This window comes from Streptomyces sp. NPDC089799 (assembly GCF_040684755.1).
Classification (GTDB): Bacteria; Actinomycetota; Actinomycetes; order Streptomycetales; family Streptomycetaceae; genus Streptomyces.
Genome location: NZ_JBFBGR010000036.1, coordinates 1 through 18875, shown reverse-complemented (window position 1 = coordinate 18875; position 18875 = coordinate 1). Strand labels below are relative to the sequence as shown.

Annotated in this window: 9 protein-coding genes; 7 read left to right on the top strand and 2 right to left on the bottom strand. The window is 74.4% G+C overall.

What is annotated here, in order from left to right; all coding sequences use genetic code 11:
• Positions 1-9 precede the first annotated feature (9 nt).
• Together sulP and AB0O36_RS30250 are read left to right on the top strand one after the other, a co-directional pair.
• On the top strand, positions 10-1782 hold the full coding sequence (gene sulP / locus AB0O36_RS30255; protein WP_365115687.1) for a sulfate permease: 1773 nt from the start codon (positions 10-12) through the stop codon (positions 1780-1782).
• Positions 1779-3485, top strand: a complete 1707-nt coding sequence (locus tag AB0O36_RS30250) for an alpha/beta-hydrolase family protein (RefSeq protein WP_365115686.1) — start codon at positions 1779-1781, stop codon at positions 3483-3485. The genes sulP and AB0O36_RS30250 overlap by 4 nt, the downstream gene beginning before the upstream one ends.
• 35 nt (positions 3486-3520) lie before the next feature.
• Here the strand turns inward: AB0O36_RS30250 and AB0O36_RS30245 are convergent, their stop codons facing one another.
• Positions 3521-4261, bottom strand: coding sequence for a CPBP family intramembrane glutamic endopeptidase (locus tag AB0O36_RS30245; RefSeq protein WP_365115684.1), 741 nt, complete (start codon positions 4259-4261; stop codon positions 3521-3523).
• Between the two features lie 116 nt (positions 4262-4377).
• Positions 4378-5658: a phosphatase PAP2 family protein gene (locus AB0O36_RS30240; protein ID WP_365115759.1), complete on the bottom strand. Its 1281-nt coding sequence runs from the start codon at positions 5656-5658 to the stop codon at positions 4378-4380.
• A gap of 726 nt (positions 5659-6384) precedes the next feature.
• On the opposite strand from AB0O36_RS30240, the gene AB0O36_RS30235 reads away from it, so the two are divergent.
• The 5 genes from AB0O36_RS30235 (at position 6385) to AB0O36_RS30215 (ending at position 18767) form a co-directional block, all read left to right on the top strand.
• The gene (locus AB0O36_RS30235) at positions 6385-8235 is read left to right on the top strand and encodes a DUF6777 domain-containing protein (protein WP_365115682.1); all 1851 of its coding nucleotides are present in this window, start codon (positions 6385-6387) and stop codon (positions 8233-8235) included.
• Positions 8236-8380: 145 nt separating this feature from the next.
• Positions 8381-10798, top strand: a complete 2418-nt coding sequence (locus AB0O36_RS30230) for an MMPL family transporter (RefSeq protein ID WP_365115681.1) — start codon at positions 8381-8383, stop codon at positions 10796-10798.
• Positions 10799-10890: 92 nt separating this feature from the next.
• Positions 10891-15900, top strand: a complete 5010-nt coding sequence (locus tag AB0O36_RS30225; protein ID WP_365115679.1) for an aminotransferase class I/II-fold pyridoxal phosphate-dependent enzyme — start codon at positions 10891-10893, stop codon at positions 15898-15900.
• Between the two features lie 100 nt (positions 15901-16000).
• On the top strand, positions 16001-16672 hold the full coding sequence (locus AB0O36_RS30220; RefSeq protein WP_365115677.1) for a 4'-phosphopantetheinyl transferase superfamily protein: 672 nt from the start codon (positions 16001-16003) through the stop codon (positions 16670-16672).
• 70 nt (positions 16673-16742) lie between these two features.
• The gene (locus AB0O36_RS30215) at positions 16743-18767 is read left to right on the top strand and encodes a SpoIIE family protein phosphatase (RefSeq protein WP_365115675.1); all 2025 of its coding nucleotides are present in this window, start codon (positions 16743-16745) and stop codon (positions 18765-18767) included.
• Positions 18768-18875: the final 108 nt, after the last annotated feature.

Sequence of the window (18875 nt, the reverse complement as noted above, 5' to 3'; positions counted from 1 at the left end):
GGCCCTTCCGTGACTACCGAGCGCAGCGTCCGGGGGGCCGCCACCCGGCTTCGGGCCGTGCCCGGGGTCCGCGCGGTGGCGTCGTACCGGCGTGAGTGGCTGGTCAAGGACCTGGTCGCGGGGGTGGTGCTGACGACCCTGCTGGTGCCTCAGGGCATGGCGTACGCGGAGCTGGCGGGCCTGCCGTCGATCACCGGTCTGTACACGACGATCCTCTGTCTGCTCGGGTACGCGGTGTGCGGGCCGTCCCGGATCCTGGTCCTGGGACCGGACTCCTCCCTCGGCCCCATGATCGCGGCCACCGTGCTGCCGCTGGTGGCGTCCGGCGGGGACCCGGACCGGGCCGTCGCCCTGGCCTCGGTGCTCGCGCTCATGACCGCGGCGATCATGATCCTGGCCTCGGTGGCCAAGCTCGGGTTCATCGCCGACCTCATCTCCAAGCCCACCATGATCGGCTACATGAACGGGCTGGCCCTGACGATCCTGATCGGCCAGCTGCCCAAGCTGCTGGGCTTCTCGGTGGACGCGGACTCCCTGATCGAGGAGTGCGCGGCCGTGGCCCGGAAGATCGCCGAGGGCGCGGTGGTGCCGGCCGCCGCCGCGGTCGGCATCGGGGGCATCGTCCTGATCCTGGTCCTGCAGCGGCTGCTGCCGAAGGTCCCCGCGGTGCTGGTGATGGTGGTGCTGGCGATCGCCGCGGCCGCCGTCTTCGACCTGGGCGGGCGCGGTGTGGGCCTGGTCGGGGTGCTGCCCGAGGGCTTCCCGCCGTTCACCGTGCCCGAGGTGCGGCTCGCCGACCTCGCCCCGCTGTTCGCCGGGGCGGTGGGCATCGCCCTGGTGTCCCTGACCGACACCATCTCCAACGCCTCGGCCTTCGCCGCCCGTACCGGGGAGGAGGTCCGCGGCAACGCGGAGATGGCGGGGATCGGAGCGGCCAACCTGGCGGCCTCCTTCTTCCAGGGCTTCCCGGTCAGCACCAGCGGGTCCCGGACGGCGGTGGCGGAACGGGCGGGCGCCCGGACCCAGCTCACCGGGGTGACCGGGGCGGCCCTGATCGTCCTGATGCTGCTGCTGGTCCCCGGGCTGTTCCGCAACCTTCCCCAGCCCGCCCTGGCGGCCGTGGTCATCACCGCCTCGCTGTCCCTGGCCGACGTGCCGGGGACGGTGCGGCTGTGGCGGCAGCGCCGTACGGAGTTCCTGCTGTGCGCCGCCGCCTTCGTCGGGGTGGCGCTGCTGGGGGTGCTGCCCGGCATCGCGATCGCCGTGGCGCTGTCCGTCCTCAACGTGTTCCGGCGGGCCTGGTGGCCGTACAACACGGTGCTGGGGCGGGTGCCGGGGCTGGAGGGCTTCCACGACGTGCGGTCCTACCCGCGGGCCGGGCGGCTGCCCGGCCTGGTGATCTACCGGTTCGACGCGCCGCTGTTCTTCGCCAACGCCGGGGCCTTCCGCGACGAGGTCCGGCGGCTGGCCTCCGCGGACCCCAGGCCCAGCTGGATCGTGGTCGCGGCGGAACCCATGACCGATGTGGACACCACTGCCGCCGACGTACTGCAGGAGCTCGACGAGCAGCTCAACGCGGACGGCGTGCACCTGGTGTTCGCCGAACTCAAGGACCCCGTACGGCGCAAGATCCAGCGCTACGAGCTCGACCGCACCATCGACCCCCGTCATTTCTTCCCCACCCTGGAGTCCGCCGTCGCCGCGTTCCGCACGCGCACCGGAGCGGAGTGGACCGCCCCGCCCGACGGGCCCGGGGAGCACGCTCCCGGAGGACGGCCATGACGAACGCAACCAAGATGTCCGCGTCCGGGGAGCCGGCGTCGCCGCAGGAACCGGCGACCGCCGCCCCCGGGAGGCTGCGCCGGCTCTTCCACCTCACCCTGCCCGGCTGCTGGGGCGCCCTCGTCCTGGCCTGTCTGTCCTTCACTCCCTCGCTCCTGCCGCGCGGGGGCGTCCTGCAGGGGCTGATCTGCGGCATCAGCGCGGCCATCGGGTACGGGCTCGGCGTGGTCGGGGCCTATGTGTGGCGCGCCTTCGCCGACCGGCCGGCGCGCACTCCCGCGCGCCGGTCCTGGCTGGTCCTGCTGGTCGCCGCGGTGGTGCTGTTCGGTGTCTCCTTCGGGCTCGGGCAGTACTGGCAGTACGAGATCCGCCGTCTGATGGGGGTCACCGACCACAACGTCGCCACCGCCGTGGCCTGCCCGTTCGTGGCCGCGGCCGTCTTCTTCCTGCTCCTGTGGACCGGGCGCGGGCTCCGGGCCGTCTACCGCCGGTGCGCCCGGCTGCTGGACCGCTGGTTCGGTGAGCGGGCGGCGCGGGTGACCGGCTGGCTGCTGGTGGCGGTGCTGGCCTGGCTGGCGTTCTCCGGGCTGCTGCTGCAGGGTTTCGTGAACGCGGCGAACGAGGCGTTCTCGCTGCGCGACACGCAGACCCCGGAGGGCGTGCACCAGCCCACCACGGGCCTGCGCTCGGGCGGCCCCGGTTCCGTCGTGCCGTGGGACACCCTCGGCCGGGAGGGCCGGGCCTTCGCCGGCGGCGGGCCGTCGGCCCAGGAGATCGGCGCGTTCACGCACCGGCCGGCGCAGGAGCCGGTCCGGGCCTACGCCGGGCTGGAGTCCGCCGACGACGCGGAGGGCCGGGCCGCGAAGGCCGTCGCGGACCTCCAGCGGGCGGGCGGCTTCCAGCGCGAGAACCTGCTGGTGATGACCACCACGGGCAGCGGCTGGGTGGACCCCGCCGCGGTGGACACCTTCGAGTACCTCGGCAACGGGGACTCGGCGACCGTGGCGATGCAGTACTCGTACCTGCCCTCGTGGATGTCGTACCTCGTCGACCAGTCCAAGGCCCGCGAGGCCGGCCGGGAACTCTTCGACGCGGTCTACGACACCTGGTCCAAGCTCCCCCAGGACCAGCGGCCGCGGCTGTTCGTGGCGGGCGAGAGCCTGGGCTCGTTCGGCGGTGAGACGGCCTTCAGCGGGGAGTACGACCTGCGCAACCGCACCGCCGGCACCCTGTTCGCCGGCCCGCCCAACTTCAACACGCTGTTCCGCGAGTTCAGCGACGGCCGGGACCCGGGCAGTCCCGAGCGGGAACCCGTCTACCGCGAGGGACGGACCGTGCGCTTCACCCACGACCCGGCCGCCGGGATCCCGCCGGCCGGCAAGCCGTGGGACGGCACCCGGGTGCTGTACCTCATGAACCCGTCCGATCCGATCGTGTGGTGGAGCCCGAACCTGGTCCTGTCCGAACCCGACTGGATCGGCGAGGCACCCGGCGACGACGTGCTGGAGTCGATGGTCTGGATCCCCTTCGTGACGTTCTGGCAGATCACCGCCGACCTGCCGTTCTCCACGGGCGTGCCGGACGGGCACGGGCACACGTACAAGGTCGCCTACGTCGACGGCTGGAACGCGGTGATGCGGCCGACCGGGTTCACGGCGGGCGATCTGGACCGGCTCAAGGAGATCGTCGGGCCGCAGCAATGAGACGCCGCGCACGAGGCCGGGGAGGGAGCGGGCGGTCAGCGCAGGAGGTGGCCGAAGAGGTAGCCGAGTGCGTTGACCGCCCAGTGCAGGCCCATGGGGGCCAGCAGGCTGCCGCTGCGGCGGCGCAGCTCGCAGAAGAGGACGCCCGCGGCGGCCGTGAACAGCACGGCCGACAGGACGGCCAGGGCGGCGCCGGCCGCGGAGTCCCCGAAGACGCCCTCCACCGCCGGCTTCGCGGTGGCCAGCCCCAGCGAGGGCAGCACGTGCCAGAGGCCGAACAGCACGCTGGACACGGCCGTGGCCCGTACGGCGCCGTGGTCGCGGTCCACCAGCCCGTAGAGCACGCCGCGGAAGGCCGTCTCCTCCAGCAGGACGGTGCCGACGGGGACCAGCACGAAGGCGCGGAGCAGCACCTCGCCGCCGGTCATCGCCTCGTACCGGCTGTCCTGGAACAGCACCCGGGTCGCCGGCAGCAGGGCTGCGGCGAGGTAGACGGCGGCGACCAGGCCGATCAGGACCAGGGCCCACCGGGCGCCGCGGGCGAGGGTGTCCGGCGCCAGACCCGCGTCGGCCGGGGTCCCGCCGGCCCAGCGGAGCACGGCGAGGAGGAGGGCGGTGCCGGCGACGGCCGTCAGCAGGCCGGGCGGGCCCGGCCAGCGGTGCACCGCCAGGTTGGCTGCGGCCAGGACGGCCACGGTGAGTCCCACAGCCGTACGGGTGCCGATCCTCCGCCGGATCCGGACCCGGCTGAGGATCCGGCTGCGGATGCGGGCCATGCTCCTCACCGCCTTGCCGGGCACCGTGCCGCGGATCCCCCTGGGGACAGTGTCCCGGCAGCGCGGCGCTCGGACCACCGGCCCGCGTCCAGGGGGGCGCGGGCCGGTGGTGTGGGTCAGACCAGTTCGGGCTGCTTCTCGGGCTGCCGCTGTGCGGGGACGGCGGCCTTCGGTTCCCACCGCCGCGTGATCCGTACGTAGCCGGCGATGACCGAGCCCGTCGCCAGGAGGAGGAGCGGTCCGAAGAGCCACGGGAGGCGGGCCATCTCCACCGGCAGGAAGCGGTAGGACAGGAGGAAGGCGACGAACACGGTCGCGCCACAGGCGACGAACCCGATTCCCGCCCGGTCCCAGCCGCGCGCCTGTGTGCGCAGGGCCATCTCGATGGTGAGCGTGAACACCACGCCCGCGATGATGTCGGCGCCGTAATGGAGGCCGAATCCCAGCGTCGCGGCGAGGGTGGCGATCAGCCAGAAAGTGCCGAAGAACCGCAGAATGCGCGGCCCCTTCCGGGAATGGATGAATATCGCGGTGGCCCAGGCCGTGTGCAGGCTGGGCATGCAATTGCGCGGGGTGACCCCGTCGAACGGCATGGGCTGCGGGGCGCTGGACGGCGTGGGCATGATGTCCGGCCACAGGTTGGCGACCGCCCAGTGCGCGCCGGCCTCGGCACCGTAGGCGTAGATCGGCCCGACCACCGGGAAGATCATGTAGATGCCGGGGCCGAGAAGGCCGATCACCAGGAAGGTGCGCACCAGGTGGTGGCGCGGGAAGCGGCGCTCGGCCGCCACGTTGCGCAGCGCGTACAGGGAGACGAGGACCGCGGCGACGCCGAGCTGGGCGTAGACCCAGTCGAGGATGTGGAAGCCGACCGGACCGGTCGCGTTGACGAGCCGACCCGCCAGCCAGGAGGGGTTGCCCAGCGCGTGGTCGGCGGTCGCCACGTACTGGTCCAGCACCATCGGGCGGCTGTTGGAGGTGATGAGCAGCCAGATGTCACCGATCTTGCGGCCGGTCACCAGCAGCAGGCCCAGCCCGACGCCCTTCAGCAGCAGGACGCGTTCCGCGCCGGTGCGGCGGGTCAGTGCGATGACCCCCCAGGCCAGGACCACCCAGAGCGCGCCGTTGCCGGGCATCATCTTGGCGTCGGCCGCCAGCCGCACCAGGAAGAAGACCAGGTCGATGCCGATCGCGACACCGAGGGAGATAAAGCGCTGGCGCCAGGTGAGCACCGTCATCATCAATGCCATGCTGCCGTACAGCAGCGGCGCCGATTTGGGGGCGAACACCACTTCCCGGACCTGATTGGTCATCGGCCCCCGCAGGCCGTAGTGGCGCGCGGTGATCTCCAGCGCGACGAGGAATCCGAGGACCACCACGCCCGCCACGATCCACAGGACCGTCCATGGTCGCCGCCCCCCGCCGGACGCCGTTCCGCCGCTTTTCCCGGAAAACACCCGCGATGCTTTTGATATCAATTGTTTGGCCGATTTGTTAGGTTTTGGTCAAATAAGCCACTCATCGACCGGATGACGCGCTCCCCCCGATGAAGGGCGGGCGACGAGGGCGTGTCGTGAATCCGAACATGCTAGCGGAGCTCACGGGTTGCCCCGAGGGGTCCTGCAGCCGCGATCCGCCGACCGCCACCCCGCGCCGCCCGCCGGGGCCGCGCCAGGGCCGTGCCAGGGCCGTGCCGGGGAGGGCCGGGGGCGGCCAGACGCTGCGGATCCATGCCGTCTGAGCACACAATGAGTCCAAAGGTGTGAAACCTCTCACAAAGCGGCATAAAGAAGGTCCTATCGTCATCCGATTCCACGAGCCGAGCCGAGGCGGAGGAGGGGAAGATGAGTTCCGAACCGCGTTCAGAGCGTCCGACGGGCCCGCCGGCCGGTCCCCTCTCCGGCCGCCCTTCCGGCGATCCGGCCGGGTCCGTCCCTCCGCCGCCCCCGCCGCCCCCGTCGGGGGGCCGGCCCACTGGCCCTCCGTCCGGCCCCCCGACCGGTCCCCCGGTCGGCCCCCCTCCTCCGCCGCCGCCTCCCCCGCCCTCTCCGCCGCCGGGCGGCGGGGCGGGAGGGTCCGGGCAGCCTTCCGGCCGGGGAGGGAACGGCCACTGGTGGCGTTCGGTGCCGCGGATCGCCACGGTCACCACCGCAGTGGTGGCCGCCGTGGTCCTGGCCGTCGTCCTCACCCGGCCGGGCGGCGGTCCGGCGGTGGCCGGAGAGGTCATCCTCCAGCCCACCAACACCTCCGGGCCGGATCCCTTCACCCCGTCGACGGCCAACACGACGACGGCACTGCCCGCCGCCGAACCCGACGCCCCGCCGACCGCGACCACGGCCGCGGCCCTGGCCAGCGTGGCCGGCTCGGAACCCGGCCTGTACGGCGGGAGCCGGAACCTCGCCAGCTGCGACGTGGAGAAGCAGATCGGCTTCCTGAACGCCGACCCGGTGAAGAACCGGGCGTTCGCCTCGGTGGTGGGCGTCCGGGAGCAGGCGGTCCCCGGCTATCTGCGCTCGCTGACCCCCGTACAGCTGCGGTCGGACACCCGGATCACCAACCACGGCTTCCGCGACGGCGCCCCGACCAGCTACCAGGCGGTGCTCCAGGCCGGTACGGCCGTACTGGTGGACAGCCACGGGGAGCCGAAGGTGCGGTGCGCCTGCGGCAATCCGCTGAGCCGTGCGGTCGCGCAGCGGACCAGGCCCGCGCAGAAGGGCACCGCGTGGCCCGGATACCGGCCGCAGAACGTGGTGGTGGTCAACCGCGCGCCCAAGCCGGTCAAGAACTTCGTCATCTTCGACCAGAAGGACAAGCACTGGGTGAGCCGGCAGGTGGGCGACCACCAGGGCCGGCAGGACCGGAAGGCTCCGGCTCCGCCCAGGCACTGGCCGCTGCCGCCGACGAAGTGGCCGCCGCCGCCCGAGTCCCCCGCGAACACGGGAACGCCGGGCACCCGTCCCCCGGGCACCCGGACGCCGGGCACCGGGGCGCCGACGAACACCGAGGCGCCGGGCACCGGAACCCCGACCGGCCCCAGGCCGCCCGGCAACGAGACCGGGAACCCCACGAACACCGAGCGGCCCGGTACCGAGACCCCGGGCAGCACCGGGCGGCCGCCCGGCACCGAGACGCCCGAGGGCACCAGGACGCCCGGGGGCGAGCCTCCCAAGGAGACCAAGGCGCCCGGGGAATCGAAGACGCCCGAGAAGACCGAGACCCCCGGTGGCGAGACCCCCAAGGACACCAAGGCGCCCAAGGACACCAAGGCACCGGAGGACACCGGGTCGCCCAAGACCGAGACGCCCAAGACCGAGTCGCCGAAGACCGAGGCGCCCGGGACCGAGACCCCGACGAAGGGGACCTCCCCCACCGAGACCCCCAAGAGCGAAACCCCGGCGAAGGAGACCCCGAAGAGCGAGACCCCGAAGACGGAGACGCCCAAGACCGAAACCCCCAAGACGGAGACGCCCAAGAGCGAAACCCCGGCGCAGTCCCCCACCCCGGCGCCCACGAGCGAGGCACCCGCCAGCCCGCTGCCTCCCGGTGAAACCCCCAAGAGCAAGGTGCCCACCCCGCAGGCGCCGCCCAGCCAGGCGCCCACCGGTCAGGCGCCGACGACCCAGGCACCCACCCCCACCCCTCAGGCGCCCACCAGGCCGCCCAGGACCCGGCCGGCCACTCCTCAGGCGCCGCCGACCACCAAGGCACCGGCCCCGACCCAGGCGCCCCAGACCCCGGCGCCCCAGGCCCCGACCTCGCAGGCCCCGGCACCCCCCACTCAGGAGGCACCGCGCGGCGAGACTCCCGGGCAGCAGCAGGAGCAGCCCAACCAGCAGGAACAACAGCGGCAACGGCAGCAGGAACAGCGCCGGCAGGAGCAGCCGCCTCCGCAGGAGCAGAACCAGCAGCAACAGCCCGACCAGCAGCAGGAACAACAGCAGAACCAGCAGCAGAACCAGCAGTCGAACGAGTGACGGGCCGGCGGCGGACCACTCCTCCGCCGCTCCTGTCAAGTAACGAACAGCCGGGGCTACGGCCCCGGCCCGCCTCCCGGCACGGTGGAAGACGACCGTCCCGCACCCGAGCGGGACCGATCCGCCACCCGGACCGGAGGCACCCATGTTCCGTCGCGCAGGGGTCTTTGCGACCGGTCGTCCCCGACTGGTCCTCCTCGCCGCACTGGCGTTCCTGCTGCTCTCCGCCGTCTTCGGCGCGGGGGCGACCGGCCGGCTGAAGACGCAGGGATACGACGACCCGCGGTCGGAGTCCAGCCGTGTCACCCGGCTGACGGCCGAGCACCTGGGCGCCACGCCCAACCTGGTCGTCGTCGCGCAGGCCCGCGGCGGCTCCGTCGACGGTCCGGCCGCCCGCAAGGCCGGCGAGGAGCTCACCGAGCGCCTCGCCTCCCGGCCGCACGTGACCGCCGTGACCTCGTACTGGAAGGGTGGCGCGGCGGAGCTGCGCAGCCGGGACGGCCACGCCGCCATGGTGGTCGCGCACGTGGACGGTGAGGGGGAGAAGCTCGCCGAGCGCGTCCGGCAGCTCGACGAGGACCTGAGCGCTGCGAACGGTGCCGGCGGTGCGAGCGGTCCCCGCGCCGCCTCCGGCCCGGCGCTGACCGTGCACGTGGGCGGGCCCGCGCTGATCGAAGCACAGCTGCAGGACCTCTCCGAGTCCGACCTGAAGCGGGCCGAGGCCTTCGTCCTGCCGGGCACCCTGATCCTGCTGGTCCTGGTCTTCGGCAGTGCGGTGGCCGCCGCCCTGCCGCTGCTGATCGGGGTGCTGGCCATCGCCGGGACGCTGCTGGTGCTGAGCGCCCTGGGCGCCGTCACCGACGTGTCCGTGTTCGCACTGAACCTGACCACCGCGCTCGGCCTCGGGCTCGGCATCGACTACGGCCTGCTGGTGGTCTCGCGGTTCCGCGAAGAGCTCGCGGGCGGATCCGCCCCGCGCGAGGCCGCCCTGCGCACGGTGCGCACCGCCGGCCACACGATCGTCTTCAGTGCCGCGACGGTCTCCGCCGCACTGGCCACGCTGCTGGTCTTCCCGCCGTACTTCCTCCGGTCCTTCGCCTACGCCGGCATCGCCGTGGTGGCGATCGCCGCGCTGAGCGCCGTGACCGTGCTGCCGGCCGTGCTGGCGCTCCTCGGCCACCGGGTGAACGCCTGGGCCGTGCCGTGGCGGCGACGGGTCCGCTCCGGCTCCCGGTCGCGGTTCTGGGCGGGGCTGGCGCGGATCGTCGTACGCCGTCCGCTGCTCGCGGCGCTGCCGGTGATCGGTCTGCTGGCGCTGCTCGCCGGTCCGTTCGCGCACGCCGGGTTCGCCACCCCCGACGACCGGGCGCTGCCGGTGAGCGCGTCGAGCCGGCAGACCGGGGACCTGGTGCGGGACGCGTTCGACGCGAAGGGCTCCGGCGCGCTCACCGTCGTCATGACGGGCACCACGTCCCCGTCGGCACGGCAGGACTACGCCCGCCGGCTGTCCGCGCTCCCCGGGGTGGATCTGGTCAACGGGCCCGGAGGATCGTTCCGGCACGGCGAGCGGAGCGCGGTCACCGGCTCCGGCGGACCGGTGGGTGCCGCCGGCGGCCCGGTGGTGCTCTCCGTGGTGCCGCAGGCCGACCCGCAGTCGCGCGCCGCCCAGCAGCTCGTGCACGACGTCCGCGCGGTTCCCGCTCCGGAAGGTGGCGGGGCCCTCGTCGGCGGACCGAGCGCGGTGCTCGTGGACGCCAAGGCCACCGTCGGGGACCGGATACCCCTGGCGCTGGGCCTGATCACCCTGACCACGTTCGTCCTGCTGCTCGGTTTCACGCGCAGCGTGCTGCTCCCGGTGAAGGCCATCGCGCTCAACGCGCTGAGCCTCGCGGCCGTCATGGGAGCCATGGTGTGGGTCTTCCAGTCCGGGCACCTGCAGCACCTGCTGGGTTTCACCCCGGGACCGCTCAGCACGACCATGCCGGTGCTGCTGTTCTGCATCGTCTTCGGGCTGTCGGTGGACTACGAGGTCTTCGTCCTCGCCCGTATCAAGGAGGCGCACGACGCCGGACAGGACAACGCCCGCTCGATCGTCTCGGGCATCGCCCACACCGGCGGCATCGTCACCACGGCCGGCGCGCTGCTGGCCTTCACCCTCCTGAGCTTCGGCACCTCGCAGGTCTCCCTGCTGCAGTTCTTCGGGATCGGCGCCGGCCTCGGCGTCCTCCTCGACGCCACGCTCGTCCGGGGCGTGCTCGTACCGGCGCTGATGCGCCTGGCGGGCGGCCTGAACTGGTGGGCTCCCCGGCTCCGGGTCCCGATCCCCCGGGTACTCCGGCGCCAGGCGCCGCCGGAGGCGCTGCTGCCGCCGCTCCCTCTCCCGCCTCTGCAGCCGCGACCGGCCACCGGCCCTCCCCCGGGCGCCGGTCCGGTGCCGGGCGCCGGGAAGTGCCCGACCTCGGTCCTGCTCTCCGCGCCCCTCCCGCACACCGGGCGCTGCCCGACCTCGGCGCTGCTCTCCGCGCCTCCCCCGCCTCCCGCCCCGGCCGGCGCCCGCCGCTGACCGCCGGCGTACCCGCCCCGCTCCCCCTCCCTCCCCTCCCGTTGCTCCCTCCCCTCCCGCTCCTCCTCGTCCGAACCGTAAGGAAGCCCGTCATGAGCGACATCGCCATCACCGGACTCGGCTGCCGTTTCCCCGGCGCCACCGACATCCGCGCCTACTGGGAGCTGCTGAAGAGCGGGGAGCGGCAGTTCGCCGCCGTGCCCCGGGAGCGCTGGAACCACGCGCCCTTCCACGAGCCCGGCAACCCGTCCGCGGCCAACGCCTCGTACACCGACCGGGTCGCCTTCCTGGACGGGGTGGACCGCTTCGACGCCCTGCACCACGGCATCCCTCCCGCCCGGGCCCGGGCCATGGACCCCCAGCACCGGCTGATGCTCGACGTCTCCCGTGAGGCGCTGGACGACGCGGGACTGGGGCGGGGCGACTTCGACCGGGAGAACACCGGGGTGTTCGTCGGCGTGTCGGTGTCGGACTACAAGGACCTGATGGCGGCCCCCATCCGGGCCATGGCCCTGGCCGACGCCGTACGGACGGCGGCCGACCCCGACGACGCCGACGACCCGGCCCGCGCCGACCGCACCGAGCGCCCCCGCCACCCCGGCCACCCGGACGGCCCCGCGGACCCGGACGACCCGGACGGTATCGCGGCGGTCAGGGCCCAGGCGGGTCCGCACGGCAGCATCCAGACGTTCACCCTTCCGGGCAGCCTGCTCAACATGGCGGCCGGGACGGTCAGCCGGCAGTTCGGTCTGGGCGGCCCCAGCTTCGCCGTCGACGCCGCCTGCTCCGGATCCCTGGTCGCCCTCGACCAGGCGGTCGCCCAGCTGCGCCAGGGCGGCTGCCGGATCGCCGTCGTCGGCGGCGTGTACCTCAGCCTGACCCCCGACGGCCTCGTCGGCTTCTCCCGGCTCCGCGCGCTGTCCGCGTCCGGGGTGTGCCGCCCCTTCGACGAGGCGGCCGACGGCTTCGTGCTCGGCGAGGGCGCGGGCGCCGTGGTCATCCGGCCGCTCGCCGACGCGCTCGCCGCCGGGGACCGCGTCTACGCGGTGATCAAGGGCATCGGCTCGGCCAACGACGGCGCGTCCCCCGGACCGCTGGTGCCCACCGCCGAGGGCCAGCTGCGCGCCATGCTGCGGGCCTACGACGACGCCGGTGTCGCCCCCTCCTCCGTGGCCTATCTGGAGGCACACGGCACCGGGACCGCCGCCGGCGACCGGGCCGAGATCGAGGCACTGCGCCGGCTGCGCACCGAGTACCCCGACGAGGACCCCTCCCTGTGCTACCTGGGTGCGGGCAAGGCCCTGATCGGGCACTCCCTGTCCGCGGCGGGCATCGCCGGGCTGATCAAGACGGCGCTGGTGGTGCACCACGGCACGGTCGTGCCGCAGCCGGACACCGCCCCCCATCCGGACCTGGGCGTCTCCGCGGCGGGCCTGCGCTTCGCCGGGAGCGTGCTCCCCTGGCCGACCAGGGGCACGGCCTCGGACGCCCCGCGGCGGGCGGCCGTCAGCGCGTTCGGGTTCGGCGGCACCAACGTCCACGTGGTCCTGGAGGAGCGGCCCGGCCCGGCCGTCACCCGGCCGCCGGTGCGCACCGGGGGAACGGAGCCGCAGCTCCTCCTGCTCTCGGCCGGCAGCCCGGAGCGGCTGGACGCGTACATCGGCGAGCTGCTCGACGTGCTCGGCCCGGACTGCCGGACGCCCCTCACCGCGCTGGCCCACACCCTGGGCTCCCGGGAGGTGCTGCGGACCCGGCTGGCGATCGCGGCCTCCCGCACGGAGGCGTTCACCGAGCGGCTGCGGCGGGCCCGCCGGCAGCTCCGGGAGGGTGCCCGGGGCGACCTCGGGGACGGCGCGTACGCCGCCGACGCGCCGCTGCCGGACGCGGCGCAGCGGACTGCCTTCCTCTTCCCCGGCCAGGGCAGTCAGCGGCCCGGCATGATGGGGCACCTGTACGAGCGGTTCGCCGGCTTCCGGGAGACGGTCGGCGCGCTGAGCGCGGTGGCCCTGCGGGACGCCGGCCTGGACCCTGGCGAGCTGCTGTACGGCCGGGCGGCCGCCGCCCCGGGCGACGCCGGCGGGACCGGGCAGGCGGTCACCGCCACCGATGTGTGCCAGCCGGTGCTGGGCACGGTCCAGATCGCGGCCACCCGTCTGCTCGCCGACTGCGGGGTCACCCCCGGGCTGGCCCTCGGACACAGCGTCGGGGAGTTCGCGGCCGCCGCGGCGGCCGGGGCGCTCACCGCCGAGGACACGGTCCGGCTGCTGGCCCACCGGGGTGCCGCGTTCCGCGAGGCCGGGGGCGGTCTGCAGGGAGGGATGCTCGCCGTGCAGACCGACAAGGAGACCTGCCGGCGGCTGCTCGACGGCATCGACGACGTCTGGCTGGCCTGCTTCAACCAGCAGCGGCAGGTCGTGGTGAGCGGCACCCCGAGGGGGCTGGCCGCCCTGCGGGACGTCTGTGCCCGGGCGGGCGTCGTCACGGCGGCACTGGAGGTGTCCGGCGCCTTCCATTCGCCGCTGCTGGCGGCCGTGGACAAGACCGTGCGGGCGGGGCTGGCCGAGCGCCCGATCAGCAGCCCCGTCCTGCCGTTCGTCTCCTCGGTGAACGCGGCGGTCTGCACCGACCCCGGCGAACTGCGCGAGCTGTGGTCGCGGCAGGCGTCCGCGCCGGTCCACTTCGGCGATGCCGTCCGCACCGCCTACGACCGGGGGGCGCGGATCTTCCTGCAGGTCAACGGCGGCAGCTCGCTGCTCGGATCGGTCCGGCGGGTCCTCTACGGCCATGACGACGTCCACGTGGTCGCGGCCGACGAGGCGGCGGACGGCGCGACCGGCTTCGTCCGGGCCCTGGCACAGCTGGCCGTCCTCGGCGTTCCGGTCGACCCCCGCGCGCTGGTTCCCGTGGCGGACCGCCGGCTGATCGACCTGCCGGTGGCGGGGCTCGACACCCGGTCCTACTGGGTGCCGGGAACCCGCCCGGCCGGCCCGGCCCCGGCCGCGCAGACCCCGTCCGCGCAGCCCATGACCGCGCAGCCCGCGACCCCGCAGCCCGCCTCGTCGCAGCCCACGCCTGCCGACTCCCTTCCCACCCGGCCCACACCCCCCACGGAGACCCCGATGAACCACGACGACCCGGCGAGCCTCACTTCGGACCACACGGCGAACCCGCCTGCGAACCACCCGGTGAACGGCCTGATGAACGAGCTGCTCCAGCTGGTCCAGCAGCAGGTGGTGCTGCTCCACGGCCTGGCCGCCACCGTCCCCGCGCGGCAGCCCGGGGCCGAGGCCCCGGCCGCCCCGGCCGTACCCGCTCCAGCCCCTGCGCCCGCGCCCGCCTCCGCACCCACGCCCGCGCCCGCGCCACCGCCCGCACCGGCCGGGAACGCCGACGTCGAGGAGGAACACGACGAGGTCACCGGCTCCGTGCTCGCGCACGTGGCGCGGATCAGCGCCTTCCCGGTGGGCCATCTGTGCGGGGACCACCGGCTGATCGACGACCTGGGCTTCGACTCGCTGATGCTGACCGACCTGTTCACGGCGCTGAGCCGGGACTGGCCCCGGTGCACCCTCGGCGAACGCGCTGCCGACCGGCCGACCGTCGCCGGCATCGCGGCCCTGATCGCGAGCGCATACGCCGGCACGGCCGTGGCCGTGGCGGGCGACGCACCCGTGACGGCAGCCGCACCCGTAACGGCGGACGTATCCGAACCGGGAGCCGTACCCGTCCCGGCAGACGTGTCCGTACCGGCAGACGTACCCGTACTGGCAGACGTACCCGAGCAGCGGTCCGGGGACGGCGAAGGCACCGGGCCGTCACCGTCGGCGGGCCCGGCGACCGCCCCGGACGCCGGGCCCGCCCCGGACCCGGTGCCCCTCTCCGAGGAGCTCACCCGGATCGAGTGCTTCCCCGAGGTCGCCGCCCACGGCGAACGCCTGGGCACGCTCGCCCGGCTGGGGCTGCCCAACCCGTACTTCCTCGTCCACGAGGGCGGCATGACGGACACGACCGTCGTCGGCGGCCGGGAGCTGCTCTCCTTCTCCGGCTACAACTACCTGGGCATGGCCACGCACCCCCGGGTGACCGCGGCCGCCAAGGAGGCCGTGGACCGCTGCGGCACCTCGGCGTCCGCCAGCCGGCTGCTCTCCGGCAGCCGCCCGCTGCACCTGGAGCTGGAGGCGGAGCTGGCCGGCCTGCTCGGCTGCGAGGACGCGCTCACCCTGGCCAACGGGCACGCCACCAACGTCTCCGTGATCGGGCACCTCGTGGGGCCCGGGGACCTCGTCGTCCACGACTCCCTGGCGCACGACAGCATCCTGCAGGGCTGCAGGCTCTCCGGCGCGACCAGACGGCCCTTCCCGCACAACGACGCGGCCGCCCTCGACTCCCTCCTCGGGCAGGTCCGGCACCAGTACCGGCGGGTCCTGGTCGTCGTCGAGGGCGTGTACAGCATGGACGGCGACATCGCCGACCTGCCGGCCCTGATCGAGGTCAAGCGCCGGCACGGCGCCCTGCTGATGATCGACGAGGCGCACAGCATCGGGACGATCGGTGCCACCGGGCGCGGCATCGGCGAGTACTTCGGCGTCGACCGCGCGTCCGTGGACCTGTGGGCGGGCACCATGTCCAAGGCCCTGGCCAGCTGTGGTGGATACGTCGCCGGGACCCGCGGGACCGTCGGGTTCCTGCGCTACACGCTGCCCGGCTTCGTCTACAGCGCGGGCATGACCCCGGCGGACACGGCCGCCTCGCTGACCGCACTGCGGGTGCTGCGGGCCGAGCCGGAGCGCGTGACGCGGCTGGCGGAGAACGCCGCGCTGTTCGTCCGCCTCGCCCGTGACGCCGGCGTCGCCGTCGGGGACAGCCGGGACACCCCGGTCGTGCCGGCCGTCGTCGGGGACTCGGCGAAGACGCTGCGTCTGGCGGAGGCCCTGTTCCGGCAGGGCGTCAGCGTGAATCCGATCCTCCACCCGGCCGTACCGGAGGAACTGGCCCGGCTGCGCTTCTTCGTCACCCGTGACCACACGCCCGACCAGATCCGGCGGGCCGTGTCCGTGCTGGAGCACGAGCTGCGGCGCCTCGACCCGGCGCCCGCCGCGTAGGGCCGCCGCCATGGACACCGCGTCCCCGTCGGGGCTCCCCTCGCGGCTGCCGTCGCGACTCCCGCCGCGGCTCCCGTCGGGCCCGCCGCCGAGTCCGCCGATGTTTCCGCCGGTCGAACCCGGCCGGATCCACCGGTGGGGCGGCGCCGGCATCGTCGTCGCCGAGCGCCCCGGCCCCCACCGGGCGCCGCCCCTCTCACCGGCGGAGCAGCACCTGCTCCGGGCCCTGCCGGCCTGGCGGCAGGCCGAGTGGACGGCCGGCCGCGCGCTCGCCAAACGCCTGGTCGGCGAGGCCCTCGCGGTCCCGGCGGCGGAGGTGGAGATCCTCCCGCGGCCGGACGGCAGCCCCCGCATCCTGGTGGGCGGCAGCCCGGTGCCCGGCCTGCACGTCTCCATCAGCCACACCGCCCGCCACACGGCGGCGGCCCTGGCACCGGAACCGGTCGGCGTCGACCTGTGCGAGACGGTCTCGGCCGCCGCCGTACGCCGGGTCGCGGACCGCATCCTCTCCGCCGGGGAACTGTCCCTGGTCGACCAGGACCGGCCCGAGGCGATGGCCGGGGTCTGGGCACTGAAGGAGGCCGCGGTCAAGGCCGGCCGGAGCAGCGTCTTCGGGGACGCCCCGCGCGGTGTCGAGCTCCTCGGCCTGGACCCGCCGGCCCTCGGCGGGCGGCGCCGCGCCATGGTGTGGCGGGCGGGCGGAGCGGTCCTCGCACTCGTCCTGGCGCCGCACTGCGTTGGTGCTCCCCGGTCCGCCGGATCATGCTGGTGAGTGGAGCCCCTGGCCGCGCACGTCCCCGTGGGACAGCGGCTGAACACGAGCGAGGGCGAGATGAGCGGCGATGGAGCGACTTCCCACCTCCCCGGGTGAGCGGCCGGAGGAGCCGGACGCCTCGCGCGGGCCGGCGTACACGGCCACGGCCACGGTGAACGAGCAGGGCATCGTGACCGAGTGGAGCGACGACGCCCGCCGCCTCCTCGGCTATCCGCCCTCCGAGGTCGTGGGCCGGCCCGCGGACCTGCTGCTCGCCGACGGCATCGACGGCACGGCGCCGCCGTTCCCGCCCGGGCGGGAACGGTGGAGCGGCACGGTGGCACTGCGACACCGGGACGGCCGCCGGGTGGAAGTGGGTCTGCTCGCGCACCGCTGGACGTCCTCGGGCGGAACGGTCAAGTGGTTCGTGGTGTCGGCCGTGACGGACGTGACGGACGGCCCCGGTGCGGCCCCGGGTGAGCCGCTGAGGGACTGGGCGTTCACCCAGTCCCCCTGCTTCCAGGCGATCTTCGACACGGATCTGCGGCTGGTACGGGCCAATTCCGGCATGGAGCGCACGCTGGCGCTCAGCGAGGCCGAGATGCGCGGACTGCGGCTGCCGGAGATCGCCCCGGACCCGGTGAGCGACGAGGTGGAGCGGAGGATGCGCCTGGCGCTGGAGACCGGCGAGCCGCAGCACATGGAGGCCTTCGTCCGCCCCGCCGGTACGGGTGCCGAGCACAGCTGGACGACCTCGCTGGACCCGCTGCGGGGTGCCGACGGCCGGGTGCACGCCGTGTGCCTGACGGCACACGACCGGCCCGCGGCCGAGGACGACGGGCCGCGGATGCTGCTGCCCGAGGGCACCGACGCCCGGACCGGCGCGCCGAACGGCACCGGAACGGGTGCGGGAACCGGCACCGGCCGGGAAGACGGGGAAGGCCGGGAAGGGGCGGACGCGCCGGTCCCCGCCGGCACCCACCGGGCCCACACCACCACCATGACCCTGCAGCGCAGCCTGCTCCCGCACACGCTGCCCGACCAGTCTGCGCTGGAGATCGCCTACCGCTACCTGCCCGCCGGCACCGAGGCCGGGGTGGGCGGCGACTGGTTCGACGTGATCCCGCTGTCCGGGGCGCGGGTGGCGCTGGTCGTGGGCGACGTGGTCGGCCACGGCATCCGTGCCGCCGCCACCATGGGCCGGCTGCGCACGGCGGTCCGTACGCTGGCCGACGTCGACCTGCCGCCCGACGAGCTGCTCACCCACCTCGACGACCTGATCATCCACCTGTCCGCGGACGAGGCGGACCGGGACTCCGCCGGGGACGCCGCCGGCGGCATCGGCACCACCTGCCTGTACGTGGTCTACGACCCGGTGACCCGGCGCTGTACGGTCGCCCGGGCCGGCCATCCGCCTCCCGCGGTGGTCTCGCCGGAGGGTTCCGTGTACTTCCTGGACGTCCCGGCCGGCCCGCCGCTGGGCCTGGGCGGACTGCCGTTCGAGACGGCCGAGGTAGAGCTCGCCGAGGGCAGCGTCCTCGCCCTGTACACCGACGGTCTGCTGCAGGCCCGGGAGCACGACATCGACGAGGCGCTGGACACCATGTTCTCGGCGCTGACCAAGCCCGCCTCCTCGCTGGACACGGTCTGCGACCGGGTGCTGGCGGCCCTGCTGACCCACCGTCCCGAGGACGACGTGGCCCTGCTGATCGCCCGGACCCGGGCCCTGCACGCGGACCGCGTGGTGGTCTGGGACCTGTCCTCGGATCCGTCCGAGGTGGCGCAGGCCCGCCGGAACACCACCGACCAGCTGACGGCCTGGGGACTGGAGGACGCCTCCTTCGTCACGGAGCTGCTGGTGAGCGAGCTGGTCACCAACGCCATCCGGTACGGCGCGCCGCCCGTCCAGCTGCGGCTGATCCACGAGAACAGCACGCTGATCTGCGAGGTCTCCGACGCGAGCAGCACCGCCCCGCACATGCGGCGGGCCCGTACCTTCGACGAGGGAGGGCGGGGCCTGCTGCTGGTCGCCCAGCTCGCGCAGCGCTGGGGCACCCGGCACGCACCGATCGGCAAGACCATCTGGGCGGAGCAGTCCCTGACCGGGTTCTGAGGGGTGCGCACGACACGGGCCGGCGCCCGCTCCGTGGGGAGCGGGCGCCCCGCACATGCGGCGGGCCCGTACCTTCGACGAGGGAGGGCGGGGCCTGCTGCTGGTCGC

Bases quoted from the DNA above. Each gene is read 5' to 3' on its own strand.
- AB0O36_RS30225 (WP_365115679.1), top strand. From the start codon at position 10,891: ATGAGCGACATCGCCATCACCGGACTCGGCTGCCGTTTCCCCGGCGCC.
- AB0O36_RS30245 (WP_365115684.1), bottom strand. From the start codon at position 4,261: ATGGCCCGCATCCGCAGCCGGATCCTCAGCCGGGTCCGGATCCGGCGG.
- AB0O36_RS30250 (WP_365115686.1), top strand. From the start codon at position 1,779: ATGACGAACGCAACCAAGATGTCCGCGTCCGGGGAGCCGGCGTCGCCG.
- AB0O36_RS30215 (WP_365115675.1), top strand. From the start codon at position 16,743: ATGGAGCGACTTCCCACCTCCCCGGGTGAGCGGCCGGAGGAGCCGGAC.
- AB0O36_RS30220 (WP_365115677.1), top strand. From the start codon at position 16,001: ATGTTTCCGCCGGTCGAACCCGGCCGGATCCACCGGTGGGGCGGCGCC.
- AB0O36_RS30230 (WP_365115681.1), top strand. From the start codon at position 8,381: ATGTTCCGTCGCGCAGGGGTCTTTGCGACCGGTCGTCCCCGACTGGTC.